This window comes from Nonomuraea typhae (assembly GCF_009760925.1).
Lineage (GTDB): Bacteria > Actinomycetota > Actinomycetes > Streptosporangiales > Streptosporangiaceae > Nonomuraea > Nonomuraea typhae.
The window spans coordinates 1,027,031-1,053,792 of record NZ_VRLV01000001.1 but is presented as its reverse complement, the minus strand read 5'-3'; the positions used below and the strand labels follow the sequence as shown (position 1 = coordinate 1,053,792).

Genomic DNA, 26,762 nt, shown 5'->3' with positions numbered 1-26,762 from the left:
GTGGCAGGCTGTCATACAAATGCACAACACTGCCGATCTTCAGGAGACCGTCGACGAGATCGCCCGCGTGCTCGGGGCTTCGGCGACGCTGGAGGACCGCTCGTTCCGCCTGCTGGCCTACAACGCGCAGCACGACGAGATCGACACGGTCCGCCAGGAGGTCATCCTGCGCCGCCGCGCCTCGGGCGCCGTGCGTGACTACTTCGAGGGCTTCGGCATCGCCAAGGCGCTCGGCCCGGTCCGCATCCCCGCCGACCACGACCATCACCTGAAGGCCCGAATCTGCTGGCCCCTGCGCCATCGCGACGTGACCTACGGCTACCTGTGGCTGCTCGACTCGGGCAACCTGACCGACGACGTCCTGGCCCGCGCCGCGGGCCTGGTCACGCAGGCGGCGCTCGCCCTGGCCCACGAGGCGCGCAGCCGCCAGGACGCCGGCCGGGTGCTGCGCGCGCTGCTCTCGGGCGACCCGGAGGAGCGCGGCGGCGTCTCGGTCGACATGCCGGGACCGGTCGCAGCGGTGGCCGTCCGCGAGTCCCCCGAGCGGGTGGCCACGCTCTGGACCCTGCCGCGCGGCGTCCTGGCCCGCACGGGCTCGCCGGTCGCGCTGCTGGCTCCGGCGCAGCTGGCCGCGGAGGTCGCGCAGACCCTTCAGGGGGTGTACGGCACGGCCGCGGGCATCGGCGGGCCGCGCCGGGACCCGGCCGACGCCTGGCGGAGCTGGCGTGAGGCGCAGCAGGCGCTCCGGATCGCCGAACACTTCCCCCGTTTCGCCCCCGTCGCCCGCTGGGAGGACCTGGGGGTGCACCGGCTGCTGGCCCGCCTGGGCCGCGACGACCTGCGGGAGCTGGCCGCGGAGGTGGCCGCGCTGGAGGCGGAGCAGGCCAGGACCGTGGAGGTCTACCTGGACCTCGGGGGGCACGCCCAGAAGGCGGCGGCGGAGCTGGGCGTGCATCGGCAGACGCTCTACTACCGGCTGGGCAAGGCCGAGCGGGCGCTCAACCGGGATCTGGACGACGGGGACGACCGGCTGGTCATCCATCTGGGGCTCAAGGCCGTTCACCTGCTGGGAGACTCGATGAACGGATAAGGCTAGGCTAGCCTAAGACCCCGTGACCTCCCCGACGGCCCCCGACGGCCGTGCCGCCCCTTTGGACGCCCCTGCGGACACCCATGCGGACGCCCGTCCGGACACCCCTGCGGACGCCCATGCGGACGCCCGTCCGGACGCCCGTCTGGACGCCACTGCGCACGCCCGTGAGGGCGGCCCACCTCAGAGGCCCAGGGGCCGGGCCCGCCACGTCCGCAACCTCACCCTGGCCGTGCTCGCGCTCCTGCTCATGTGCGCCCTGAGCGTGGCCCTGGGCTCGGCCGAGTTCTCCCCGTCCGCCCTCGCCGACGCGCTCCTGCGCCGCGAGGGCGCGGAAGGCGTCACGGCCATCTGGGACCTGCGCATCCCGCGCACGCTCGTCGGGCTCGGCGTCGGCGCCGCCCTCGGGCTGGCGGGTGCGATCATGCAGTCGCTGACCCGCAATCCCCTCGCCGACCCCGGCATCCTCGGCGTCAACGCGGGCGCCGCCACCGGGGTGGCGCTGGCCTTCGCCTTCTTCGGCCTGACGGACCTGCGCGGCTCGGTCTGGTTCGCGTTCGCGGGCGCCGCCGGGGCCACCGTGCTGGTGTACACGCTGGGCTCGCGAGGGTACGGCGGAGCCACCCCGATCCGGCTGGCCCTGGTGGGCACGGCGGCCGACGCCGCGCTGCTGTCGATCGTCTGGGCGGTGCTGCTGCTGGACTCCGACACCCTGCACCGCTACCGCTTCTGGTCGGTCGGCTCCCTGGCCGCGGTGGACGCGGCCACCCTGAGCCAGATCTGGGTCTTCCTGGCGGCCGGGGCGCTCTTCGCCCTCAGGCTCGGGCCCTCCCTCAACGCGCTGGCGCTGGGCGAGGACACCGCCAGGTCGCTCGGGGTCGACGTCGGCCGGGCGCGCCTCCTGGCCGTGGCCGCCGTGACCCTCCTGTGCGGGGCCGCCACCGCGGCCGTGGGGCCGGTCTTCTTCCTCGGGCTGGCCGTACCCCACATCGTGCGCGCCCTGATCGGGGCCGACCAGCGGTGGCTGCTGCCGTACTCGATGCTGCTGGCGCCCACCCTGCTGCTGGCCTGCGACGTGCTCGGGCGGCTTCTGGTACGGCCGGCGGAGCTGGAGGTCGGCATCATCACGGCCTTCGCCGGCGCACCGGTGCTGATCGCGCTCCTGCGCGGCCGGAGGAAGGTGGGCGAGCTGTGAGCGGGCGTGCGACGGCCAAGGCGTGGCACCCCGGCGCGCGCCGGCGGCTCACCCTCAGGGCGTACGGGTGGTCGTATCCGCTTTCCGTGCGGGCGGCCGTGGTCACCTGCCTGCTGGTGGTGGCGGCGCTGGCCGTGGGGGTGGTCAGCCTCGGGAGCGGCGACTATCCGCTGTCGCCCGCCGAGGTGGTGCGGACGCTGACCGGCGAGGGCGGCGCCGCCGGGCAGTTCGTGATCATGCGGTTGCGGCTGCCCCGCCTGCTGACCGCGCTCGGGGTCGGGGCGGCGCTGGCCGTGGGCGGGGCGGTCCTGCAGACGGTGACCCGCAACGCGCTCGGCAGCCCCGACATCATCGGGCTGGACCGGGGGGCGGCCACCGGGGCGCTGATCGGGATTCTGGTCCTGGGCGGCGGGTCGTGGGCGGTGTCCGGGTCGGCGATGGCCGGGGGCGCGCTCGCGCTGGTGGCGATCTATCTGCTGGCCTTCCGCGGCGGGCTGCGCGGGGCCAGGTTCGTGCTGGTCGGGGTGTGCGTGGCGGCGATGCTGGGGGCGGTCAACGCCTACCTCATCACACGGGCCAACCTGTGGGCGGCCAACCAGGCGGCGACCTGGCTGGTCGGCAGCGTGGCCGGGAGCCGGTGGGCGCACGTGGCGGCGATCTGGGCGGCCTGCGCGGTCGTGCTGCCGGTACTGGCCGCGCTGGCCTCCCGGCTGCGGCTGCTGGAGATGGGCGACGAGGTCGCCACCGGGCTGGGGGTGCGCGTGGAGCGGACCCGGCTGGTGGCGCTCGTCTGCGGGGTGGGGCTGACCTGCGTGGCCATCGCGACGGCCGGGCCGATCCTGTTCGTGGCGCTGACCGCGCCGCAGCTGGCCCGCCGGCTCACCGGGGCGGCGGGGCCGCCGGTGTGGGCCAGCGCGGCGATGGGGGCCCTGCTGATGGCGGTCAGCGACCTGGCGGCCCAGCGGCTGTTCGGCGTGGCCCAGCTGCCCACCGGGGTCGTCACGGGCGCGATCGGCGGCGGCTACCTGCTGTGGATGCTGGGCCGCAAGCGGGTCACAGCGGCTTGAAGCCGGACAGCTGCCCGTCGAGCTTGTCCAGCCAGGCTGCCTGCCGCTGGTAGCTGTAGGGGGTCTCCACGGCCCAGGGGATCACCTGGCCCGCCTTCACCGCGGGCATCTCGGCGAAGGTGGCCTTCTTCTTCATGTCCGCCAGCGTCAGCCACTGGCTGCGGGCGTCGTAGAGGATCACGTCCGCCTTGTACTTGCCGGCCTGTTCCCAGCTCAGCGTCTCGTACAGCGGGTCGTCGCCGGCCCCCTTCTCCAGGCCGAGGCCGAGCGAGGCCAGGTACGTGAGGTCGGTGTAGCCGCCGGCGCCGGCCCTGGCCACCCAGAACTGGTCGGGGCCGCCCGCCACGGCCAGGACCTTGAGGCCCTTCTTCGCCGTCTGCGCCACCTTGGCCGAGGCCGCGTCGAAGGCCGCCTTGGCCTGCGCGACGGCGGGCGCGGAGACGTCGGCGCCCAGGGAGACGGCCAGCGCCTCGAAGCGGGCCAGCACCTTCTTGAGGTCGGTGTCCTTGACGGTCTCGATCGCGACCAGCGGCGCCAGCGCCTCGATGTCGCCCATCTGCTTCTCCGGCACGTACCAGACCAGGTCGTTGAACTTGGTGGTGACCAGGAGCTCCGGCTGGAGCGAGGCGTACTTCTCGACGTTGAACTCGCCGTACCCGGTGCCGATCGAGGTGGCCTTGGCCAGGTCCACGTCGCCGGCCAGCGGGTCTTTGGAGCCGTCCTTCAGCGTGGTGGAGCCGAACAGGCCGACCGGCGGCACGCCGAAGTCCTGCAGCGCCGCCGCGGCGCCGACGTAGGCGACGATGCGCCGGGGCGGCTTCGGGGCCGTCACCTGCTTGCCCCGGTCGTCGGTGAAGGTCCAGGGGCCGGCGGGAGTGCCGGCCGTACCCGCCGGCGACGTGGCCGGGGCGGCGGCCGGGCCGCCGGGGCCTGCCGTGCCGCACGCTGCGGCCAGAGCGCCGAGCGCGAGGAACGATCCGCCTCTGAGCGCCTGACGGCGAGTGATGCCGGATGCCATGAAGAGCCCCTTTGTCAGTTAGGTAAGGCTAACCTTTTTTACGGTAATCTAGCCTCATCTTGACGATCTGGGGAGACTCGTGCGCCTAGGGCAGCTCGCCATCGACCTCACGCCGTTACGTGACAGCCGGGACTTCCGCTACGTCTTCGCCGCCCGGGTGGTCTCCCTGCTCGGCATCGGCGTCACCGGGGTGGCGCTGGCCGTGCAGGTGTACACGATGACCGGGTCGTCCTTCCACGTCAGCCTCGTCAGCCTGGCCCTCGGCGGGCCCCTGCTGGCGGGGACGCTGGGCGGCGGCGTCCTGGCCGACCGGATCGACCGGCGGCTGCTCATCGTGGGCTCGCGGGCCCTGGCCGGGGCCGGGTTCGCCCTGCTGGCCGTCAACGCCTTCACGCCGTCGCCCGCCCTGTGGGCCATCTACGCGTGTGCCGGGCTCATCGGGCTGGCCGACGGGATCAGCGAGACCGCGCTCATGGCGGCCGTGCCCGCGCTCGTCGGCCGCGGCAAGCTGACCGCCGCCGAGGCGCTGACCTCCATCACCACCCAGGTCGGCACCATCGCGGGGCCCTCGCTCGGCGGGCTGCTCCTGGCCGGGCCCGGGTTCGGGGCCTGCTACGCGATCACCTGCGCCACCACGCTCGTGACGACGCTGCTGCTCCTGCTGCTGCGCCCGCTGCGGCCCGACGGCCCGGCCGCCCGGAGCCATCCGCTACGCTCGATCGCCGAAGGGGTGCGGTTCGCCAGGCGCGATCGGGTCATCGCCGGGGTGATCCTGCTCGATCTCAGCGGGACGCTGTTCGCCACGCCGTACGCGCTGTTCCCCGCGTTCGCGGCCGAGCGGCTGGGCGGGGACCCGGCCGCCCTCGGGCTCCTCTACAGCGCGCCCGCCGCGGGGGCGCTGCTGGCCGCGCTGGCCAGCGGGTGGACCGGGCGGGTACGGCGGCCTGGCGTGGTCCTGCTCGCCGCCATCGGGCTGTGGGGGGTGGCGATCGCCGGGTTCGGGGCCAGCGCGTGGCTGCCGGCCATGCTGGCGTTCCTGGCGTTGTCCGGGGTCGGGCAGGTGATCTCCGAGGTGGTGGCCGGGGCGGTCATCCAGTCGCGCACGCCCGACCACCTGCTCGGGCGGGTGTCGAGCCTCTGGCTCACCGAGGCGACCGTGGGCCCCGCGCTGGGCAACGTGGTCGCGGGCGGGCTGGCCAGAGTGGCGGGGCCCGGGGGCGCCGCGGTGGCCGGTGGGCTGGCCTGCGTGGCCGGGGTCGCCGGCCTCGCCCTGGCGGTCCCCGCCCTGCGCCGCGCCCGCCCGATCACGGACCCGGCCGCCACCTCCTGACCCTCGGGGCATCGTGCCCGTGCCTCCAGAAGGACCGTCACCAGGTCCGTGGAAGAGGCCCGTGGAAGCAGCCCGTGGGGAGCGCGGGCCTGCGCGTTGCGGTCTCCCGGCCCGTCCGGGCGCGGGCCGGGAGTACGGCCCGCGGTCAGCCGCCCATGGCGCGGATGAGGCTGGCCGGGCGCATGTCGGTCCAGTTCGCCTCGACGTACTCCAGGCAGGCCGTGCGGGAGGCCGGGCCGTACGCCTGGGTCCAGCCGGCGGGCACGGGCAGGCGCTGCGGCCACAGGGAGTGCTGGTTCTCGTCGTTGACGAGGATCAGGTAGACGCCGTCGGCGTCCTCGAAGGGGTTGGTCATGACAGCTTCTCCTTCAGGATGTCGGCGATGCGGGCCAGCGGAACGGGGTCGGCCAGCTCATAATGCTCGCAGTCGATCGGGTGATCGTCGATGGCCCCGGTCACGAACGGCCGCCAGCGCCCGGAGTCCAGCGTGGTCCCGGCCTTGCCGGCGGTCGCGGTGAAGAACAGCAGGTCGCCGTCGAAGACGGGGTGCGCGCCGGGACGGATGAGGTCCTCGGCGTTCACCGCGGCGTCGATCATGGCGCCGACCGTGGGCTCGTCCAGCTCGGCCAGGACGCCGCCCCGCTCCTTCAGCGCGGCGACCACATGTGCGCGCTCCACCGGGCCGGTGGGCTCGGGGTGGCCGGACAGGCGCAGCAGGAAGCGCAGCGCGTCCTGCTCGTCGTCGCCGCTCTCCGGCTCCTCGCCGGGGTGCAGGGGGTAGGAGTCGAGCATGGCCAGCAGTTCCACCCGCTCCCCCGCCCCGGTCAGCGCGGCGGCCATGGCGTGGGCGACCACCCCGCCGAACGACCAGCCGAGCAGCCGGTAGGGACCCTCGGGCTGGACCGTGCGGATCTGCTCCACGTAGTCGGCGGCCATCGCCTCCAGCGTCGCGGGCAGCGGGTACGGCCCGGCCAGCCCGCGGGCCTGGACCCCGTAGACGGGGCCGTCCACGAGCCCGGCCAGGCCGATGAAGCACCAGGCCAGCCCGAACAGCGGATGCACGCAGAACAGCGGCGCCCGGTCCCCGCCCGTCCTGATGGGCAGGATCACCTCGAGCGCGCCGCGGTCCTCCTGGGGTACGGCCAGCCGCCCCGCCAGCCCGGCCGGGGTGGGCGCCTCGAACAGCGTCCTGATCGTGACCGGCGCCCCGAACTCGGCGCGGACCCGGCCGACCAGTTTGGCGGCCAGCAGCGAGTGGCCGCCCAGCTCGAAGAAGTTCTCCCGCGGGCCGGGGGCGGGCCCTCCGAGCACCTCGGCGAACAGCCCGGCCATCCGCTCCGTCACCGCCGGGTCGGCGGCCACGTCCGCGGGCGCGCCGGGGAGGGAAGCGGCGGTCTTGGCGGGGAGCAATTCCCTGGCGCCGGGCACGAGGTCCGACAGCCTGGCCTCCGGGTCGGCCGCCACCTGCTCCAGGAGCGCGGCCAGGGCGCCGGCCAGCGCTTCGGCCCGTGGCCGGGTGAACAGGTCCGTCCGGTACTCGATGACGCCGCCGCCGTCCTCCGCCAGGGCGATGGCCAGGTCGAACTTGGCCGTGCCGGTGCCCGCCTCGACGGGGGTGACGTCGAGGCCGGGCAGCGGTTCCAGCGGCGGCTGGGCCGGGTGGTAGGCGATCATGACCTGGAACAGCGGGTGCCAGGCGAGGCTGCGGGCCGGGGCCGTCGCGCGGACGACCTCGTCGAAGGGGACGTCGGCGTGGTCGAAGGCGGCCAGGTCGGCGGCCCGGACCCGCTCCAGCAGCTCCAGGAACGCCGGATCCCCGGCGGTGTCGGCCCGCAACACCACCGTATTCACGAAAAATCCCACCAAATCAGCCAACGCCTCATCCGAACGCCCCGCCACCGGCGTCCCCAGCGCGATGTCCGTCCCCGCCCCCAACCGGGACAGCAACGCCGCCACCGCCGCATGCACCACCATGAACATCGTCGACCCCGAGCGCCGCGCCAGCCCGGTCAGCCCGTCGAGGACCTCCGCGCCGAGCTGGAAGCCCGCCGAGTCGCCGCCGGTGCCGGCCACGGCCGGACGCGGCAGGTCGTGCGGCAACGGCAGGCACTCCGGCAGCCCGGCCAGCGCCTCCCGCCAATGGCCGAGGTCGCCGGGCCGCCCCTGCTGCCACAGCGCGTAGTCGGCGTACTGCACGGGCAGCGGCGCGAACTCCGGCGCCCGCCCGTCCACCCGGGCCGCGTAGGCCAGCGACAGGTCCGCCCACAGCGGCCCGGCCGACCACTCGTCGCTGGCGATGTGGTGCAGCACCAGCATGAGCTCGCCGTCCGACGCCCAGGCCCGGATCGGCAGCTCGGCGCTCAGATCGAAGGGCAGCTCCGGCTCACCCGGCCCCTCGAGGAGGTTCAGCCGCCGCACCGCCTCCCCTGCGGGGAGGATCACCTGGTACGGCTCGCCGTCGCGCTCCCCGATGAGCGTGCGCAGGGCCTCGTGCCGGGTGACCACGTCGCCCAGCGCCGCGCGCAGCGCCCCGCGGTCCAGGTGGCCGCGCAGCCGTACCGCGAACGGCACGTTGTAGGTGGCCGAGGGGCCCTCCAGCGACTGCAGGAACCACAGCCGCCGCTGCGCCGCCGACAACGGCACCGTCTCGGGCCGTACGGCGGGCGTCAGCGGCGGCCGTTCGCCGCCGGGCGAGCCCGCCAGGACGTGCCGGGCCAGCCCGGCGACGGTCGGCGCCTCGAAGACGGTCCTGACGGTCGCGGGCACGCCGAACTCGGCGCTGATCCGCCCGGCCAGCCGTACGGCCAGCAGCGAGTGCCCGCCGAGGTGGAAGAAGTCGTCCAGCGCGCCGGCCTCCGGCACGCCGAGCACGGCGGCGAAGATCTCCACCACGCGCTCCTCCGTCGCTCCGCGGGGCGCCCGGCGCAGCGCGGCGGCCACCCGCCGGGCGGCCCTGCGAGGCGCCGGTCCGGCGCCGGGCGCGGGCAGGTCCAGCTCGCCCAGGCGCAGCCCGGGGTCGGCGGCCACCTGGTCCAGCAGCGCGGCCAGCCCTTGGGCGAGGAGATCGCCGGGCAGGCCGTCCCGGTACTCGATCTCCACCTCGAGGGCGTCGCCGGTCTCGGTGAAGGCGAAGGCCAGGTCGAACTTGCCCGGCTGGGCGAGGTCGTCCGGCTCGGTCACCTCGAGCGGCAGGTCTTCGGCCCGCTGGTAGGCGATCATGGTCTGGAACAGGGGGTGCCGGCCGGGGGCGCGCTCCGGGTTGACCGCCTCGACGACCTGGTCGAAGGGCACGTCGGCGTGGTCGAAGGCGGCCAGGTCGGCGGCCCGGACCCGCTCCAGCAGCTCCAGGAACGCCGGATCCCCGGAGGTGTCGGCCCGCAACACCACCGTATTCACGAAAAATCCCACCAAATCGGCCAACGCCTCATCCGAACGCCCCGCCACCGGCGTCCCCAGCGGAACATCCGTCCCCGCCCCCAACCGCGACAGCAACGCCGCCACCGCCGCATGCACCACCATGAACATCGTCGACCCCGAGCGCCGCGCCAGCTCCTGCAACCCGCCCGGATCGGCCCGGAACGCGACGACCCCGCCCTCGGACTCCCCGCCGGGCAGCGGGATCTCGAGCGGCAGCCCGGCCAGCGCCCGCGTCCAGAACCCCAGGTCGGCGTCCTGACCGGCCTCCCAGAGCGCGTAGTCGGCGTACTGCAGCGGCAACGGCGCGAACTCCGGCTCCGCCCCGGCGGCCCGGGCGGCGTAGGCGGTGGCCAGATCCCGCAGCAGCGGCCCCATCGACCACTCGTCCACCGCGATGTGGTGCAGCACGAGCCGCAGCTCGCCGTCCGCCGCCCAGGCGCGCACGGGCGGTTCGGCGGCCAGGTCGAAGGGCCGCACCGGGTCCCGGCCGACCAGGGCCAGCGCCTCGGCCGGGGGAAGGACCACCTGGTACGGCTCGCCGTCCGCGTCCCGGACGACCGTGCGCAGCACCTCGTGCCGGGCGAGAACGTCGGCCAGGGCGGCCAGGGCGGCGGAGGCCACCGGCAGCCGAACCCGGAGCGGCACGTGGTAGGCGGAGTCCTCCTCGAGCCGGCTCAGGAACCACAGCCGCCGCTGCGCCGCCGACAGCGGCACCCGGTCGGGCCGCTCCACCGGCGCCGGCCGCGATCGCGCGGGCGCCCCGCCGAGCCGCTGGAGGGCGGCCGCCAGCCCGGCCGCGGTGGAGGCGGCGAACAGGGTGCCCAACGGCACCTCTGCCCCCAGCCGGGCCCGGATCCGGGCGGCCAGCCGTACCGCCAGCAGGGAGTGCCCGCCGAGCGCGAAGAAGTCGTCGTCGATGCCCACGCGGGCGACCCCGAGCAGGTCGGCGAAGATCTCGCACAGGGCGCGCTCGGCGGCGGTCCGCGGCGCGCGCGAGCTCACCGCGGCCCCGCCGGACGGCGCGGGCAGCGCCTTGCGGTCCACCTTGCCGTTGACCATCAGCGGCAGGGCGGCCAGCGCCACGTAGGCGGCCGGGACCATGTGCGCGGGCAGCCGGTCGGCGACATGGCCGCGCAGCACGGCGGGGTCGCTCTGCGCGCCGGTGACGTAGGCGACCAGCCGCGTGTCACCGGGCGCGTACTCGCAGGCCACCACGGCGGCCTCGCGCACCCCGGGGCAGGACAGCAGCGCCGACTCCACCTCGCCGGGCTCGATCCGGAACCCGCGGATCTTGATCTGCCCGTCGGCCCGGCCGCCGAACTCGACCGCGCCGTCGTGCCGCCAGCGGGCCAGGTCACCCGTGCGGTACATCCGCTCGCCCGGCTTGCCGAACGGGTCGGGCACGAACCGCTCCGCGCTCAGCCCCGGCCGGCCGAGATAGCCGCGGGCCAGCCCGGCCCCGGCGACGTACAGCTCGCCGGTGACGCCCGGCGGCACCGGCCGCAGCTCGGCGTCCAGGATGTAGACGCGCTTGCCGACGTCGGGGTGGCCGATCGGGACGCTGGTCAGGGTGTCCAGGTCGCCCCGCGCCTCCCAGAGCGTGGAGTTGACCATGGCCTCGGTGGGCCCGTAGGCGTCGAAGAGGCGGTGCCGCCCCGACCAGCGGCGGACGAGTTCCGGGGTGACGGTCTCGGTGCCGACGAGCAGCGTGGATCCCTCGGGCAGGTCGCACCCCTCCGGCAGCGCCGACAGCAGCGCGGGCGGCAGCGCCAGGTGGGTGATGCGGTTGCGGCGGACGTAGCCGGTCAGCTCGGGCCCGGCCACCCGCCGCTCGGCGGGGACCACGACCAGCGTGGCGCCCGTGCACAACGACATGGTCAGCTCCCAGAACGCCACGTCGAAGCTGATCGAGGCGAACTGCAGCACCCTGCTGCCCGGCCCGACCCCGAACCGCTCGACGGCCGTGGCCACGAGCTGCCGCACCCCCGCGTGCTCCAGCACGACGCCCTTGGGACGCCCGGTGGAGCCCGAGGTGAAGATCACGTACGCGGGGTTGCGCGGCAGCGGCGCCACGCCGCCGCCGGGCTCCTCCGCCGGGCCGCCGCCGAGCTCGTCCAGCAGCAGGTACGGCACGGCCGCCGGGGGCAGCGCGGCCACGGTCTCCCTGCTCGCCAGCACCAGCACGGGCGCGGCGTCCTCCAGCATCATGGCGATGCGCTCGCCCGGGTAGGCGGTGTCGATCGGCAGGTAGGCGGCGCCCGCCTTGGCGATGGCCAGCACTCCGGCGACCATCCCGGTGCCCCGGGGCAGGGCCATGGCCACGACCCGCTCCGGTCCCGCGCCGCGGGCGGCCAGGGCGGCGGCGACCCGGTCGGTCCAGGCGTCCAGCTCGGCGTAGGTGAGGCTCTCGTCCTCGCAGACGAGCGCGAGCGCCTCGGGCGTCGCGGCGGCCTGGGCGCGGAAGAGCTCCGGCAGGGTGGCGGGGTCGCCGTCCCGGTCGGTGTCGTTCCACTCCAGCAGGATCCGGCGCAGTTCGTCGCCGGGCATGAGGTCGAGCTCGCCGATCCGGCGGCCGGGGTCGGCGGCGACCTGCTCCAGCAGGCGGGTCAGGTATCCGGCCAGCCGCCGGGCGGTCTCCGGGCGGAACATGCCGCTGCGGTACTCGACCAGGCCGCCGAGCCCGTCGCCGGTCTCGGTGAAGGCGAAGGTCAGCGGGAACTTGGCGGTGGCGTGCCCGACCGGTTCCTCGGTGGCGCTCAGGCCGGGCAGCCGCAGGGGCGCCGGCGGCGCGGCGTGGTGGGCGATCATCACCTCGAAGAGGCTGTCGGCCCGGCCCGGTGCCAGGGTCTCGACGACCAGGTCGAACGGGACGTCGGCGTGGTCGAAGGCGGCCAGGTCGGCGTCGCGCACCCGTTCCAGCAGCTCCAGGAACGCCGGATCCCCGGAGGTGTCGGCCCGCAACACCACCGTATTCACGAAAAATCCCACCAAATCGGCCAACGCCTCATCCGAACGCCCCGCCACCGGCGTCCCCAGCGCGATGTCCGTCCCCGCCCCCAACCGGGACAGCAACGCCGCCACCGCGGCATGGATCACCATGAACATCGTCGCTCCCGAGCGCCGCGCCAGCCCGGCCAGCGCCTCGGCCACTCCGGCGGGCACGGCGAACTCCACCGTCCCGCCCTCCTGGCCGGCGGTCCTGGGCCGGTCGGCGGGCAGCTCGATCCGGTCGGGCAGCCCGGCCAGCGCCTCGGCCCAGAACTCCAGGTCACCGCCCCGGCCTTCCTGCCAGACGGCGTAGTCGGCGTACTGCAGCGGCAGCGGCGCGAACTCCGGCTCCCTGCCCTCGGCCCGCGCGGCGTAGGCGTCGGCCAGATCGGCCATGAGCGGCCCCATCGACCACTCGTCCCCGGCGATGTGGTGCAGCACCAGGGTCAGCACGTGCGCGCCGTCGCCCTCGGCCCGGATCCACGCCCGGACGGGCAGCTCGGCGGCCAGGTCGAAGGCGTGCGCCGGATCCCCGGCCCCGGTCAGCACGAGCAGCCGCGCCCGCGCCTCCTCCGGCGGGAGGATCAGCTGGTACGGCTCGCCGTCCACGTCCCGGATGAGCGTGCGCAGCACCTCGTGCCGGGCGACCACGTCACCCAGCGCGGCCCGCAGCGGCCCGGTCTTGAGCGGTCCGCGCAGCCGCAGCCGGATCGGGATGTTGTAGGTGTCCGACGGCCCCTCCAGCCGGTGCAGGAACCACAGCCGCCGCTGCGCCGCCGACAGCGGCACCCGCTCGGGCCGCTCCACCGGCGCCGGCCCCTGCCGCCGCGCGGGGGCCAGCCGCGCGGCCAGCCCGGCGACGGTCGGGAACCGGAAGACCTCGCGCAGCGCGACCTCGGCCCCCAGATCGGCGCGGATCCGGCCGGTGAGCTTCACCGCCAGCAGCGAGTGCCCGCCGAGCGCGAAGAAGTCGTCGTGGACGCCGGCCCGCGGCACGTCGAGCACCTCGGCGAACAGGCGGCACAACGCGCGCTCGGCGGCGGTGCGCGGCTCGTGCCCGCCGTCCGCCGCCGCCACGGCGGGCACGGCGGCCGAGTCCATCGCGGGCACGGCCAGCTCGCCGATCGGCCGTTCCGGCTCGGCCGCGACCTGCTCCAGAAGCGCGGCCAGCCGGTCGGCCAGCCCCTCGGCGGCGGCCCGGCCGAACAGGTCGGTGCGGTACTCGACCTGCCCCTCGATGACCTCGCCCGTCTCGGTGAAGGCGAAGGTGAGCTCGAACTTGGCCACGTCCAGCCCGACGTCGGCCACGCCGGAGTCGCCGTGCTGGTAGGCGATCATGACCTGGAACAGTGGATGCCGCCCGGGCTCCCTGGCCGGGCTGATCGCCTCGACGACCAGGTCGAACGGGACGTCGGCGTGGTCGAAGGCGGCCAGGTCGGCGTCGCGCACCCGTTCCATCAGTTCCAGGAACGCCGGATTCCCGGAGGTGTCGGCCCGCAACACCACCGTATTCACAAAAAATCCCACCAAATCGGCCAACGCCTCATCCGAACGCCCCGCCACCGGCGTCCCCAGCGCGATGTCCGTCCCCGCCCCCAACCGGGACAGCAACGCCGCCACCGCCGCGTGCACCACCATGAACGTCGAGGACCCGGTCCGCCGTGCCAGCTCCCGCAGCCCGGCCGCCCGCACCCGGAACCCGGCGCTCGCCCCCCGCCACGAGATCTCGGCCGGATAGGCCCGGTCCACCGGCAGCCGCACCGCCGCGGGCGCCCCGTCGAGCGCGTGCCGCCAGTAGGCGAGCTGCCTGGCCAGCGGGCTGGCCGGATCCTCCGCGGACCCGAGCCAGCGCCGCTGCCACAGGGCGTAGTCGGCGTACTGCACCGGCAGCGGCGCCAGGTCGGCGGCCCGCCCCCGGTAGGCCGCGGTCAGGTCGTTCACCAGCGGGCGCACCGACCACTCGTCCCCGGCGATGTGGTGCAGCACCAGCAGCACCCGGGAACCGTCGGCCCACGCCCGCACGGGCAGCTCGGCCGACAGGTCGAAGGCGTGCGCCGGATCCCCCGCCCCGGCCAGCACGAGCAGCCGCGCCCGCGCCTCCTCCGGCGAGAGGATCACCTGGTACGGCTCGCCCCCCTCGTGGCCGATCAGCGTCCGCAGCACCTCGTGCCGGGCCACGACGTCACCCAGCGCCGCGCGCAACCGGGACACCTCGGCCGTCTCACCCAGCGAGAGCACCAGCGGCATCGTGTAGGTGGCCGACGGCCCTTCGAGCTGGTGCTGGAACCACAGCCGCCGCTGGGCGTGCGAGAGCGGCAGCCGTACCGGACGCTCGCCCGCCACCAGCGCGGGACGGTCGCCCGCCGGGCCCAGCCGCCCGGCCAGCGCGGCCACGGTCGGGGCCGCGAACACCGCGCGCACCCCGAGCGACGAGCCGAGCTCGGCCCGCACGCGGCTGACCAGCCGCGCGGCCAGCAGCGAGTGCCCGCCCAGCTCGAAGAAGTCGTCGTCGATGCCGACCGGCCCGGTGCCGAGCACCTCGGCGACCAGCTCGCACAGCCGCCGTTCGACCGCCCCGCGCGCCTCCCGGCCCTCGGGCGCGGCGGCCGCGCCCGGCGCGGGCAGCGCGGCGCGGTCCACCTTGCCGTTGGGCAGCAGCGGCAGCGCCTCCAGCAGCACGAACGCCGACGGCACCATGTACGCGGGCAGCCGCGCGGCCAGATAGGCACGCAGGTCCCGCTCCACCGCCGCCCCGGACGGCACGGCGTAGGCGACCAGCCGGCGCTCCCCCGGCCGGTCCTCCCGGACCGCCACCACCGCGTGCGCCAGCAGCGGATGCCCGGCCAGCGCCGACTCCACCTCGCCCGGCTCCACCCGGTGCCCGCGGATCTTCACCTGGTCGTCGGCGCGCCCGGCGAACTCCAGCACGCCTCCGGCGCTCCAGCGGGCCAGGTCGCCCGTCCGGTACATCCGCTCGCCCGGCGCCCCGAACGGGCAGGCGACGAACCGCTCCGCGCTCAGCCCGGGCCGCCCCAGGTAGCCGCGGGCCAGCCCGGCGCCCGCGAGATAGAGCTCGCCGGTCACCCCGGCGGGCACCGGGCGCAGGTGCGCGTCCAGCACGTAGACCCGGTCGCCGGGGATCGGGGCGGCGCTGCCGTCCTCGCGGCGCAGATAGGCGTCCACGGCGCACTCGGTCGGGCCGTACAGGTCGCGGGCGACCAGCCCGGGGACGTCGCGCAGCCGCCGCCACAGCGGCTCGGGGATCGCCTCGCCGCCGACGGCCAGGACGGCGGGCCGATGCCCGTCGCCGAACACCCCGGCCGCCAGCAGCGGCGGCAGGTACGACGGGGTCACGTCGAGATAGTCGACCCGCTCGCGCGCCACGTAGGCGGCCAGCAGCTCGGGGTCCTGGCAGGTGTCCTCGTCCAGGACGTGGAGCTCGTGCCCGGCCAGCATCCACAGCAGCGGATCCAGGGAGGCGTCGAAGGAGAACGAGGCCGCGTGCGCCACCCGCAGCCGCCGCCCGCCCACCGCGTCCTCGCCGCGGGCGATCACGTCGGCGCGGTGGGCGGCCAGCAGGTTGACCACGGCGGCGTGGGGCACCGAGACGCCCTTCGGCCGGCCGGTCGAGCCCGAGGTGTAGATGACGTAGGCGGGGTGGGCGGGCAGCAGCGGCCGCACCCGCTCGCCGGGCGCGAGCGGCCCGGAGTCGTGGCCCTCCTCCGGCAGGCCGGTGAGCACGAGCGCCGGACGGGCGTCGGCCAGCATGTGCGCGATCCGGTCGGCCGGGTAGCGGGGGTCGACCGGCAGGTAGGCGGCGCCCGCCCGCCAGACGCCGAGAACGGCCGCGACCATCCCGGTGCCGCGCGGCAGTTGCAGGGCGACCAGGTCCTCCGCGCCGATGCCGCGGGCGATGAGGGCCCTGGCCAGCCGGTTCGCCTCGGCGTCCAGCTCGGCGAAGGTGAGCGCGGCCCCGTCCGCGCCCACGGTCGCGACGGCCGCCGGCGTCTTGCGCGCCTGGGCCCGGAAGGCCGCGTCGAGGGTGTCCTCGGGGGCCGCCGCGACGGCCCCGGCCCACTCGCCCAGGATCACGCCGGACTCGGGCAGCACGTCAAGGAGCCCGATCGGCTGCCCGGGGTCATCGGCCATTCCGGTCAGCGCCCGCACGAAGTACCCGAGGAACCGGCCGGCCGTCTCCCGGTCGAAGGCGCCCTCCCGGTAGGAGAACTCCACCCGCAGCCGCGCGCCCGGCCGCACGCACACGGTCAGCGGATAGTGGGTGGCATCGCGCTCGGCCGCCCCGGCGACCTCGACGCCCCGGGCGCCGCTCAGCCCGCCGATCGGGTGGTTCTCGAACAGCAGCAGCGTGTCGAACAGCGCCCCCGCCCGGATCTCGGCCGGCGACACGTGCGAGAACCCGCTCACCCGCGCCTGCTCCGCCCGCAGCCCGGACAGCTGCTCCCCCACCGTGGCGCCGGGCCGCAGCCGCACCCGCACCGGCACGGTGTTGATGAACAACCCCACCATCCCGTCCACGCCGGGCAGCTCCGCCGGGCGGCCGGAGACCGTGGTGCCGAACACCACGTCGTCACGCCCGGTCAGCACGCCCAGCACGACCGCCCAGGCCGTCTGGACGACCATGTTCAGCGTGCACCCGTGCTCCCTGGCCAGCCCGGACAGCCGCGCGGTCAGCTCCTCGGGCAGCTCCGTGACCACCTCCCCCACGGCGCCGCCCGGCTCGCCCGGCCCGCCCGCCAGGAGCGCGGGCCCCGGCAGCCCCGCCAGGTGCTCTCGCCAGGCGGCCACCGCCGCCTGCCGGTCCTGCCCGGCCAGCCAGGTCAGATAGTCCCGGTACGGCACGGCCGCGGGCAGGGCGGCGCCGCCGTACAGGGCCATGAGCTCGCGCAGGAGCAGGGTGAGCGACCACCCGTCGAGCAGCAGGTGGTGGTTGGTGACCAGCAGGCGGTGGCGGCCCGGCGCCAGCCGCAGCAGCGCGAACCGCACCAGCGGCGGCGCGGTCAGGTCGAAGCCCGCCGCCCGTTCCTCCTCCGCGATCAGCGCGGCCGCCTGCTCCGGCTGCCCGCTCAGATCCGCCTCCCGCCACGGCAGCCTCACCTCGGCGGCGATGACCTGCACCGGCTCGCCGTTCCTGCGGTGGGTGAAGGCGGCGCGCAGGTTGTCGTGGCGGCGCAGCAGCTCCTCGGCCGCGGCCCGCAGCGCGGCGGCGTCCAGCGGGCCGTGGAGGTCCACGGCGGTGTGCACGACGTACGGGTCGGCCTCGTCGCCCAGGGCGTGGAAGAGCAGTCCTTCCTGCAGGGGGGTCAGTGGCCAGACGTCCTGGACGCGGCTCAATGGAGCATCTCCTCGAATTCGGCAAGTTCGTCCTGGTCGAGGGTGACCAGGGAGGGCATCCGGCCCGTGCCCGCCAGCCCGCCCAGCGCGGCCGCCCAGGCGCCGGCCAGGTCGCGGGCGCGCTCGTCGTCGAAGGCGCCGGCGGCCCAGGTGAAGGTGAGGTCGAGCTGCGGCCCGGCCGCGTACTCGACCACGGCGGCGTCGATCGTCAGCTCGTGGGCGGGCCGCAGCCGCTCCTCCACGGCGTCGGCCAGCGAGCCCGGCTCGGGCGCCATGGCCCAGTCCGCGCCGGAGGCGGTGAAGCGGCCCAGGTAGTTGACGCAGATCCGGGGCCTGCCGGCCAGCTCGGGCGCGCGGTCCAGGTGACGCAGGACGCCGTACCCGGCGCCCTTGCCCGGCACCGCCCGCAGCCGCCCGGTGACCCGCTCCAGCGCCCGCCCGGCCGCCGGCCCGCCCGCGACCAGGTCGGCCCAGTCGAGCGGGCCCGGGTCCAGCCGGACGGGGAAGATGCTGGTGAACCAGCCGACCGTGCGCGACAGGTCGGCGTGCTCGTCCTCGCGCCCGTGCCCCTCGAGATCCACCAGTACGGCGGAGCCGTCCCTGGACAGGGCGGCGGCCAGGGCGGTGAGCAGGAGTTCCGCGGTGCTCTCCGCGCCCTCGTAGCCCAGGAGCGGCGCGGTCTCCTCCGGCGGCACGCTCACGGTCAGGCGTCCCACCGGGCCACGCGGCTGCCCGGTGGGCGCTCCGGCGAGCGCCGCGACCCAGTGGGGCAGCTCGTCCCGGTGCTCGCGCGCGGCGAGGGCGCCGGCCCAGGTCCGGAAGGAGGTGGAGCGGGGCAGTTCGGCGCCGGCGTAGGCGCGGGCGAGGTCTTCGGCCAGGATGCGCCAGGAGACGCCGTCGATCACCAGGTGGTGGGCGACCAGGCGCAGCTCCCGGGCGCCGCGTGACCACACGGCCTGAAGCATCACGCCCTCCCGCGGCGCCAGCCGCTTCCTGGCGTCCTCGGCCTCCTGCGCCAGGCCGCGCGCGGGGCCGGCGTGGCGCAGGATCGCGGCGGCGTCCACCGTGCCGGGCGGCGGCACCTCCAGGGTCTCGCCCGCGAGGCGTGCGCGCAGCAGGTCGTGGTGGTCCACGACCCGCTGGAGCGCGGCCGTGAGCCGGTCGGCGTCCACGTCGGCGGGCAGGCGCAGGGTCACCGACTGGCTGAACCCGTCGATCGGGTCGCCGCGCTCCAGCAGCCAGCGCATGATCGGCGTGGCCGGGACGACGCCCAGCGCCGCCCCGGGCGGCTCGTGCGCCACGCCTCGCCCGGCCGCGGCGGCCAGGGCCCGGACCGTGCCCAGTTCCAGCACCTGCCGGGCGGTCAGCGTCAGGTTCTCCGCCCTGGCGCGGCCGATCAGGGTCAGCGCCAGGATGCTGTCGCCGCCGAGCCGGAAGAAATCGTCCTCGGCGCCCACCTCGGGCAGCCCGAGGATCTCGGCGAACAACCCGGCCAGCGTCCGCTCGGCCGGGGTGTCCGGGGCGGCCTCGCCGGTCTCCCGCTCGGGCTCGGGCAGCGCCGCCCGGTCGAGCTTGCCGTTGACCGTCACGGGCAGCGCCGCCATCGGGACGAAGGCCGACGGAACCATGTGCGCGGGCAGCCGCGCGGCGGCGAACTCCCGCCAGCCCTCCGCCCACGCGGCGAAGGCCCGCGCATCCGCCTCGGGCGTGACCCCGGAAACCTCCGCCCCGGCGCCACCGGTCTCGGGCACCACGTAGGCGACCAGCCGTACCAGGTGCGGCCGGTCCTCGCGGGCGACGACCGCGGCGTGCCGGATCCCGGGGCAGTCCGCGAGCACCGCGGCGATCTCCCCCGGCTCCACCCGGAACCCGCGGATCTTCACCTGGTCGTCGGCCCGGCCGGCGTACTCCACCACGCCGCCGGGCCGCCGCCTGGCCAGATCCCCTGTCCGGTACATCCGGCTCCCCGGAGGCCCGGAGGGGTCGGCGGTGAACCGCTCGGCGGTCAGCCCCGGCCGCCCGAGGTAGCCGCGGGCGAGCTGGATCCCGCCGATGTACAGCTCCCCGAGCTCCCCGTCCGGCACCGGCCGCAGATCGGGCCCCAGCACGTGGATCCGGGTGTTCCACACCGGTAGCCCGATGGGCACCGTCCCGCCCTCACCCGGCCGGCACGCCCACGAGGTGACGTCCACGGCCGCCTCGGTCGGGCCGTACAGGTTGTGCAGCCGATCGCCCAGCACCCGGTGGAAGGCGGCGGCCAGGTCGGCGGGCAGTTCCTCGCCGCTGCAGATCACCCGGCGCAGTGAGGCGCACCCCGCCGCGGAGGGGTCGGCGAGGAAGGCCCGCAGCATCGACGGCACGAAGTGGACGGTGGTGATGTGCTCCCGCTGGATGAGCGCGGCCAGGTAGGCGGGGTCGCGGTGCCCGCCGGGGTCGGCCAGCACCAGCGTCGCCCCGGCGATCAGGGGCCAGAAGAACTCCCACACCGACACGTCGAAGCTGGACGGCGTCTTCTGCAGGACCCGGTCGTCCGCACCGAGCCCGTACTCGGCCTGCATCCACCGCAGCCGGTTGACGATGGCCTCGTGCGCGACCATGACGCCCTTGGGGCGCCCGGTGGAGCCGGAGGTGTAGATCACGTAGGCCGGGTTCCCCGGCGCGGCCCGCCCTCCGGTCTCCCGCGGCGCGCCGGCGCCGGGCGTCACGGAGCCGGGGCGGACCACGGCCACCGGACGGGCGTCGGCCAGCATGTACTCCACCCGCTCCGCCGGATAGTCCGGGTCGAGCGGCAGATAGGCGGCGCCCGTCTTCAGCACGGCGACCAGGGCGACGACGAGGTCGGGCGAGCGCGGCAGGCAGACGGCCACGGTCCGCTCCGGCCCCGCGCCGAGCGCGGCCAGGCGCCCGGCCAGGGCCCCGGCGGCATGGTCCAGCTCGGCGAAGGTGAGCTGGACCGTGCCATGCCGGACGGCGGGCGCCTGCGGCGTGGCCGCGATCCGGTCCTCGATGAGGTCCAGGAGGGTGCGCGGTGCGCTGGTCACCGGGCCGGCTCCCCGACCCCGGACCTGGCGTGCGCGCGCACCGAGCGCAGGATCTCGCCGGAGCGCACGGCCGTGGTGGACAGCAGCGTGGAGGTGATCCCGTGGGTGTGCTCGGTGGCGCCCTGAAGGTAGATGCCGCAGATCATCTCGGGCGAGGTCTCGACGCGGTGGTCACGGCCCACCTTCAGCTCGCCGGACGCGTCGCGCAGGCAGTACTCGCCCGCCGCGCCGAGCAGGTCCAGCGGGTCGGTGGGGCGGTAGCCGGTGGCGTAGACGACGGCGTCGGCATTCAGGGTCGCGGACTCTCCCGACACCAGCGAGCGCACCCCCACCGACACGCCGCCGGGGCGGGTCTCCAGCCCGGCGGCCCGGCACATGTTCATGATCCGCAGCCGCGGCCGCCCGGCCACCTTCTCCTGGTAGATGCGCCGGTACAGCTCCTGCAGCAGGTCCAGGTCGACGACGGAGTAGTTGGTGTTGGCGTGGTAGCCCATGAGCTGGCGCTTGACGTCGCCGGGCGCCTCGAAGAAGTGGTCGACGGCCGCCGGGTCGAAGATCGAGTTGGCGAAGGGGCTGTCGTCGGCCGGGCTGTAGCCGTACCGGGAGAAGACCGCGCAGATCTCGGCCGACGGGAAGCGGGTGTGCAGGTGCTCCACGACCTCCGCGGCGCTCTGCCCGGCGCCGACCACGACGAACCTGCGCGGGTACGGCTCGGCGAAGGCGTCCAGGCGGTGCAGGAGTTCCTGGCTGTGCCAGACCCGGTCGCCGGAGATGACGCCTTCGGGCAGCACGGGCCGCAGGCCGGCGGCGATGGCGACGTTGCGGGTGCGGTGGGTGAGCAGTTCGCCGTCGGCGCGGCTGACGATGTCGAGGCCGCGGACCTCGCCGTCGCGCACGACCGGGTCGACGGTGATGACCTCGGTGCCGTAGCGCACGACGTGCTCGAAGTGGGCGGCCACCCATTCGAGGTAGTCGTGGAACTCCAGCCGGGTCGGGTACATGGTCTTCTGGTTGATGAACTCGGCCAGGCGCTCCTTGGCGTGCAGGTAGCCGACGAAGCTGTAGGCGCTGGCCGGGTTGCGCATGGTGACGAGGTCCTTCAGGAAGGACACCTGCATGGTGGCCCCGTCGAGGAGCATGCCGCGGTGCCAGCCGAACGCCTCCTGCTTCTCCAGGAACAGCGCGTCGACGCCGGCGCCCTCGGCCTCGTTCAGGGCGATGGCCAGGGCCAGGTTGGAGGGGCCGAAACCGATCCCCACCAGGTCGTGAACGGTGTTCACCATCGGGGGAGGTCCCCCTCGGTGCGCGGGAAGACCATGAGCGCGGCGGTCTTGTGCGGCATGGTGACCTCGCCGGCCCGCCGGTAGCCGGCGGCGGTGAAGGCGCGGATGGAGGCGGTGTTGAGGACGTTCGGCTCGGCGACCACGCGGGTGCAGGCGGGCTCGGCGGCGAGCAGGCCCTCGGCGACGGTGCGCAGCAGGTCGCGGCCGAGGCCCCGGCCGATGTTGCCCGGCGCGCCGATAGCGATGTGCACGCCCAGGTCGTCGCGGCGGAAGGGATACAGCGGCGCGAGGCGGTCGCGCAGCACGCGGTAGATCTCCAGGTAGGCGACCGGCTCGCCGCCGAGGTGGGCCAGGCAGGGGCGGGAGTGCTCGCCGCCGAGTTGCCGGTCCAGCTCGGCGGTCCAGCGATCCAGGGGCCAGGCCTGATCCCAGGCGGTGGCCACGTGCGGCGCGTTCATCCACGCGTGGACGAGGTCGGCGTCACCGGCGCGGGGATCGACCACCGACACCTGCCACCGTCCGTCGGTCGCGGGCAGCGGCGGCGGCCCTGTGAGCTCCTTCAGCACTTACCTCTCCAAAAAGTTAGGCATGCCTTACCAAACTTAGGCAAGGCATGCCTAAATAAACATCAGCCAAGAAACCTCGTCAACACCGGAAAAAGTGTGGTGTATGCCACTTAAATCGCTCATACCATGCCTGACGTGTGGGAATAGGACGGCGCCGCCCGGGAGACCCGTGCGGCGCCGCCGTACCCTGAAATTTCAGGATCTGACCAGAGCGTCCTCGTAGACCCGCACCAACTCCTGGCCGATGCGCTCCCACGAGTAGCGCGAACGGACCCGGTCGGCCCCGGCGTACCCGAGGGCGGTGCGCAGCGTCACGTCGGTGAGCAGCCTGCGGGCCAGGCGCGCGGTGCGGGCGGGGCGGTCCGGCGGGACGAGCAGGCCGGTGACGCCGTCCACCACGGAGTCCAGGTGGGCCCCCACGGCGGAGGCGATGACCGGGACGCCACAGGCCATGGCCTCCAGCGCCACGATGCCGCCGGGCGCCTCGCGCGGCAGCGTGATGACCACGTCGGCGCTGCGCATGAGCCGCGGCATCTGCGCCCTGGGCACCCGGCCCAGGAGGCGGACGCGGTCCCCGACGCCCAGGCCGGCGGCCAGACCGGCCAGGCGGCGGGCGTCGCGGTCGGTGGCCAGGTCCGCGGGGTCGGGGCCGCCGGCCACGACCAGTTCCACCTCCGGGAGGGCGCCCAGCGCGCGCACGGCGGTGTGGGCGCCCTTGTCCGGCGTGAGGTCGCCCACGTACAGAATGCGCTGACCGGCGCCGCGCGCGGCCACCGCACCGTGCCTGCGGAACCTGTCCACGTCCACCCCGGCCGGGATGATCGCGATGCTGCGGCGCGGCACGCCCAGCCGGATCAGCTTCGACTCCTCGTCGCCGGACCCGGCGATGACGGCGTCGGCGCGGCGGCCGAGGGCCTGCTCCAGCTTCAGGCGGGCCGGGCCCGAGGGCCGCAGGGTCTGCGTCACCGGCACGCCCAGCCCCTCCGAACCGGCCACCGCGGCCAGGCCCGACGTCCAGGAGTGGGCGTGGATGACGTCCGGCGCCTCGGCGCTCCACGTGCGCATCAGATAGCGGCTCAGCTCCGGCAGGTAGGAGACGACGTCGACGTCGGCCAGTTCGCGGGCGGGGCCGGCGTCGATGGTCTCGAGGGTGACGCCGGAGGCCAGGCGCGTGCGCGGCTTGTCCTCGGCGTTCGTGCGGCGCGCGTAGATGGTGACGCGATGGCGGTGCCCGAGCTCCCGGGCGATGGCGAGCATGGAGTCACGGCGGCTGCCGGTGGGGGTGGCGACAAGGGCGATGTTCATGGCACACCTCAGCGAAACAAGCGCGGTAAAGGTGTGCCTGCGTCTTAGGCACGCGAACTCTGCGCATCAAGCTTACCCAAACCAGTGGAAAAGCAAACCTAGGCCGGTCTGAGGGCCATGACCACGATCTCGTCCCACACCTGCCCGCCGGAGAAGGTGTGCCGGTCGTCCTCCACGGCCTTGGCCAGCGTGGCCGGGGCCTCCCCCGCGTGCCGGGCGAGCACGTCGGCCAGCCGTTCCTCGCCGTACGGCTCGCCGTGATCGTTCCTGGAGGAGATCAGGCCCTCGGAGAAGACCACCAGCGTGTCCCCCGCGGCCAGCGTGACGTCCTCGCAGGCGGTCTCGGCCTCGTGCGCGATGCCCAGCGGCACCCCGCCGCCGGAGGTGAAGCGGACCATGCCGTCCGCCGTCACCAGCGCCGCCGGATGATGGCCCGCCGACGACAGCCGCAGCGTCCTGCCCCGCACGAACCCGGCCAGGGCCATCACGAACATGCCGCACCCCTGCCGCACCAGCGCCTCGCCCACCCGCTTGACCACCCGGTCCGGATCGGACTCCCACACGCTGAGCACCCGCAGCCCGCCCCTGACCATCGCGCTGACCGAGGCCGCCTCCTCCCCCTTGCCCATGGCGCCGCCCAGGGCGAAGCCCCAGCCGCCGGAGACCGGGAAGACGTCGTAGAACTCGGCGCCGACGAGGGCGCCCGGATGGTAGACGGCCGCCACGTCGAAGCCCGGCAGCGCGGGCAACGTGCGCGGCACCACGCTCGCGGTCAGCGCGTCGGCCGCCCGCGACTGGGACTGGAACCCCTGCTGAGCCCGTACGGCCAGGCCGAGCTGGACCCCGATCTGCTCCATCAGCCCCAGGTCGCCCAGCGTGAACGGCGGCCGCTCGTGCGTCCTGACCAGCGTCAGCACGCCCTCGCCCGGGCCGATCGGCACGCTCATGACCGAGCCGGCGCCCATCGCGGCCAGCAGCGGCCCGCCGGAGTCCGACCCGAGCAGCCCCTCGTCGTCGACCATCTCGTGCAGCACCCCGGTGCCCTGCTCCAGCACATGGGTCACCATCGGCCCCGCCAGCGGGTCGGCACGTTCCACCAGCCGCACCAGCTCGCCCAGCGGCTCGTCCTTGGGGGCCAGCACGGTGACGCGGCGCAGCCCGCCGGGCCGCAGCACGTCGGCGATCACCCAGTCGGCCCAGTCGGCGGCCAGCAGCCGGGCCACGCGGGCCAGGGCCACCGGGCGGCGCATGCTCTCCTCCTCCAGCAGGGTCCTGGCCGTCTCGGCCAGCAGCTCCTGCCTGCGCGCCGCCGCCATGAGCAGCGCCCCCTCGGGCCGGGTGGGCGCTACGGCGGCGCCGTACCCGGAGACGTCGGTCTCGGTGGGCAGCGCGACGGCGGCGACCAGCGGCTGCGGCTCGCCCGCGAGTGTGAGGCGGGTCAGCGCGAGCTGGACGGTGTGCGTGCGGCCCTGGTGGCTCAGCCGGGTCTCGAACGAGGCGGGCTCCCCGCTCCGGAGCACCGCGGTGAGGTGCGAGCGGAAGGCGGCCCGGCGCGGCGCGTCCACGAGCAGCGGGAACCCGCGCCCGACCAGGAAGCCGTCGGAGCTGCCGAGCAGCCGGGTGCTCTCGGCGTTGAGGCGCCGGACCACGGCGCCGCCGTCCAGCACGAACACCGGGACCGGGAAGGCCCGGAACACCTGGCGCAGCAGCTTGAGCTCACGCTGCGCGCCGCTCTTGCCGCCCTGCTTGGGCGCCTTGCGCAGCTCCCTGCGGGCCCCGGCGAGCAGTTCGAGGGCGGTGCCCAGCTCGGCCAGCGCGGCGTCGAGCGTCTGCCCGGCCTCCGCGGGATAGGCCGTGCGGGCCGCGCGCAACGACGACACCCGCTCCGTCAGCGCGTCCAGAGCATGTTCGAGCGAGGCCGTCATGGTGCCGACGCTACGCCATCATGGATTAACCCGGCCATACGGGGAAGGTGTGCAAGCGTTATGGACACAATGGTTCTCGCCCGGGAGCTCTCCGCCCTCGGGCGCCTCGGAGACGAGCCCTCCGCCGAAAGCGTGCTGCGCGGGCTGACGACCGCGCTGGCGGCCGGGGTGCCGGGCTGCTCCGGCGGCTCGGCCGAGCAGTGGCTGGGCGACCGGGTGCTCGTCTCGGGCTCTCACAGCGAGCTGATCGCGCTCGTGGAGGCCGAACGCGAGCTCGGCGCGGGCCCGAGCGTGGAGGCCCGCCGCACGGGGCAGCCGGTGAGCGCCCCCGACCTGCTGCGCCATCCGCCCTGGCCGGAGTACGCCCCGCTGGCGGTCGGCCAGGGCGTGCGCTCGGTGCTGGCGCTGCCCGTCCCCGTCGAGCCGGTCCTGCTGGTGGTCGTCCTCTACGCGGTACGGCCCGGCGTCCTGCCCGAGCACGACGCGCCCGCGCTGGCCGCCATGCTGGCCGGGCAGGTGGGGGTGGCCATGGCCAACCTGGGCGACTTCGAGCAGATGCGCACCGACGCCGCCCAGATGCAGGAGGCCCTCGCCGGCCGGGCCGTCATCGACCAGGCCAAGGGGATCATCATGCAGTCCCGCGGCTGCTCGGCCGAGGCCGCCTTCGAGGAGCTGCGCCGGATCTCCCAGCACCACCAGGTGAAGGTGGCCGACCTGGCCAGGCTCCTGGTGGAGGAGCACAGCCAGGGCGGGGGTTAGGCCAGGGCGCGCTTGGCCTCGTCGAGGGTGTCGTAGAGCGGCAGCCGGGTGGCCAGGCCGGTGATCCACATCACCTTCGAGGTGGTGTACTGCACGCCGATGAGGGCGAAGCGGCTGCCCTGGGTGACACTGGTCTGCCACTGGTGCACGATCAGGCCGAGCGCGCGGGAATCCATGAACGTCACGCCGGCCAGGTCGAGGACCACGTCGGGGCCGGCGGCCGCGAGGTAGTCGGCGAACTGCTCGCGCGTGGTGGCGTCCAGGACACCGTCAACTTTGATCACCGTGAAGCCGTCCTCGGACGACGACGCCAAGGTCAATGTCACGAGGCAACCTTACTGTCACCCGGTGGCCCAGGAATACTTCCGGCGAAAGCGGGGATACTAGGAAGCGAAGTCCAGCAGAGGGCTTCCCTATGCAACGCCG

The 26,762-nt window shown here is 75.0% G+C and carries 14 protein-coding genes; 5 read left to right on the top strand and 9 right to left on the bottom strand.

Annotation, left to right across the window (positions count from 1 at the left end):
• The first annotated feature begins 19 nt into the window (after nt 1-19).
• Genes FVE25_RS04900 through FVE25_RS04890 form a run of 3 tightly spaced genes read left to right on the top strand, consistent with a single transcriptional unit; the run spans nt 20 to nt 3,352 of the window.
• Nucleotides 20-1,090: a PucR family transcriptional regulator gene (locus tag FVE25_RS04900; protein WP_157245137.1), complete on the top strand. Its 1,071-nt coding sequence runs from the start codon at nt 20-22 to the stop codon at nt 1,088-1,090.
• Nucleotides 1,091-1,112: 22 nt separating this feature from the next.
• Nucleotides 1,113-2,285, top strand: coding sequence for a FecCD family ABC transporter permease (locus FVE25_RS04895; protein WP_246266616.1), 1,173 nt, complete (start codon nt 1,113-1,115; stop codon nt 2,283-2,285).
• A complete protein-coding gene (locus FVE25_RS04890; protein ID WP_157245136.1) occupies nt 2,282-3,352 on the top strand; it encodes a FecCD family ABC transporter permease in 1,071 nt (356 codons plus the stop codon). Before FVE25_RS04895 ends, FVE25_RS04890 begins: the two co-directional genes overlap by 4 nt.
• Here FVE25_RS04890 and FVE25_RS04885 read toward each other — a convergent pair.
• Entirely contained in the window at nt 3,339-4,370 is a 1,032-nt protein-coding gene (locus FVE25_RS04885) for an ABC transporter substrate-binding protein (protein ID WP_157245135.1), read from the bottom strand. The genes FVE25_RS04890 and FVE25_RS04885 overlap by 14 nt on opposite strands.
• Nucleotides 4,371-4,449: 79 nt before the next feature.
• Between FVE25_RS04885 and entS the strand changes: the two genes are divergently transcribed.
• Nucleotides 4,450-5,700 carry an enterobactin transporter EntS gene (entS, locus tag FVE25_RS04880; protein WP_157245134.1) on the top strand — a complete coding sequence of 417 codons (1,251 nt, stop codon included), beginning with the start codon at nt 4,450-4,452 and terminating at the stop codon, nt 5,698-5,700.
• A 145-nt stretch (nt 5,701-5,845) separates the two neighbouring features.
• Here the strand turns inward: entS and FVE25_RS04875 are convergent, their stop codons facing one another.
• From FVE25_RS04875 to FVE25_RS04845, 7 genes are all read right to left on the bottom strand, one after another.
• Nucleotides 5,846-6,055, bottom strand: coding sequence for an MbtH family protein (locus tag FVE25_RS04875; protein WP_157245133.1), 210 nt, complete (start codon nt 6,053-6,055; stop codon nt 5,846-5,848).
• Nucleotides 6,052-17,457: a non-ribosomal peptide synthetase gene (locus FVE25_RS04870; protein WP_181019443.1), complete on the bottom strand. Its 11,406-nt coding sequence runs from the start codon at nt 17,455-17,457 to the stop codon at nt 6,052-6,054. Before FVE25_RS04870 ends, FVE25_RS04875 begins: the two co-directional genes overlap by 4 nt.
• Complete coding sequence (locus tag FVE25_RS04865; RefSeq protein ID WP_157245131.1) at nt 17,454-20,498, bottom strand: non-ribosomal peptide synthetase; 3,045 nt, start codon at nt 20,496-20,498, stop codon at nt 17,454-17,456. Before FVE25_RS04865 ends, FVE25_RS04870 begins: the two co-directional genes overlap by 4 nt.
• Nucleotides 20,495-21,781, bottom strand: coding sequence for a lysine N(6)-hydroxylase/L-ornithine N(5)-oxygenase family protein (locus FVE25_RS04860; RefSeq protein WP_157245130.1), 1,287 nt, complete (start codon nt 21,779-21,781; stop codon nt 20,495-20,497). Before FVE25_RS04860 ends, FVE25_RS04865 begins: the two co-directional genes overlap by 4 nt.
• Nucleotides 21,775-22,347, bottom strand: a complete 573-nt coding sequence (locus FVE25_RS04855) for a GNAT family N-acetyltransferase (protein ID WP_157245129.1) — start codon at nt 22,345-22,347, stop codon at nt 21,775-21,777. The genes FVE25_RS04860 and FVE25_RS04855 overlap by 7 nt, the downstream gene beginning before the upstream one ends.
• A gap of 195 nt (nt 22,348-22,542) precedes the next feature.
• Nucleotides 22,543-23,652, bottom strand: coding sequence for a glycosyltransferase (locus FVE25_RS04850; RefSeq protein WP_157245128.1), 1,110 nt, complete (start codon nt 23,650-23,652; stop codon nt 22,543-22,545).
• Nucleotides 23,653-23,750: 98 nt separating this feature from the next.
• A complete protein-coding gene (locus FVE25_RS04845) occupies nt 23,751-25,577 on the bottom strand; it encodes a SpoIIE family protein phosphatase (protein WP_157245127.1) in 1,827 nt (608 codons plus the stop codon).
• A gap of 60 nt (nt 25,578-25,637) precedes the next feature.
• Between FVE25_RS04845 and FVE25_RS04840 the strand changes: the two genes are divergently transcribed.
• On the top strand, nt 25,638-26,336 hold the full coding sequence (locus FVE25_RS04840; protein WP_157245126.1) for an ANTAR domain-containing response regulator: 699 nt from the start codon (nt 25,638-25,640) through the stop codon (nt 26,334-26,336).
• Here the strand turns inward: FVE25_RS04840 and FVE25_RS04835 are convergent.
• Nucleotides 26,333-26,662: an STAS domain-containing protein gene (locus FVE25_RS04835; RefSeq protein ID WP_157245125.1), complete on the bottom strand. Its 330-nt coding sequence runs from the start codon at nt 26,660-26,662 to the stop codon at nt 26,333-26,335. The two genes, FVE25_RS04840 and FVE25_RS04835, sit on opposite strands and share 4 nt — an antisense overlap.
• Between the last annotated feature and the right edge of the window lie 100 nt (nt 26,663-26,762).

What these genes read in the sequence shown, in the direction of transcription:
- FVE25_RS04885 (WP_157245135.1), bottom strand. Translation starts at nt 4,370, where the DNA reads ATGGCATCCGGCATCACTCGCCGTCAGGCGCTCAGAGGCGGATCGTTC.
- FVE25_RS04845 (WP_157245127.1), bottom strand. Translation starts at nt 25,577, where the DNA reads ATGACGGCCTCGCTCGAACATGCTCTGGACGCGCTGACGGAGCGGGTG.
- FVE25_RS04860 (WP_157245130.1), bottom strand. Translation starts at nt 21,781, where the DNA reads ATGGTGAACACCGTTCACGACCTGGTGGGGATCGGTTTCGGCCCCTCC.
- FVE25_RS04900 (WP_157245137.1), top strand. Translation starts at nt 20, where the DNA reads ATGCACAACACTGCCGATCTTCAGGAGACCGTCGACGAGATCGCCCGC.
- FVE25_RS04875 (WP_157245133.1), bottom strand. Translation starts at nt 6,055, where the DNA reads ATGACCAACCCCTTCGAGGACGCCGACGGCGTCTACCTGATCCTCGTC.
- FVE25_RS04850 (WP_157245128.1), bottom strand. Translation starts at nt 23,652, where the DNA reads ATGAACATCGCCCTTGTCGCCACCCCCACCGGCAGCCGCCGTGACTCC.
- FVE25_RS04840 (WP_157245126.1), top strand. Translation starts at nt 25,638, where the DNA reads ATGGACACAATGGTTCTCGCCCGGGAGCTCTCCGCCCTCGGGCGCCTC.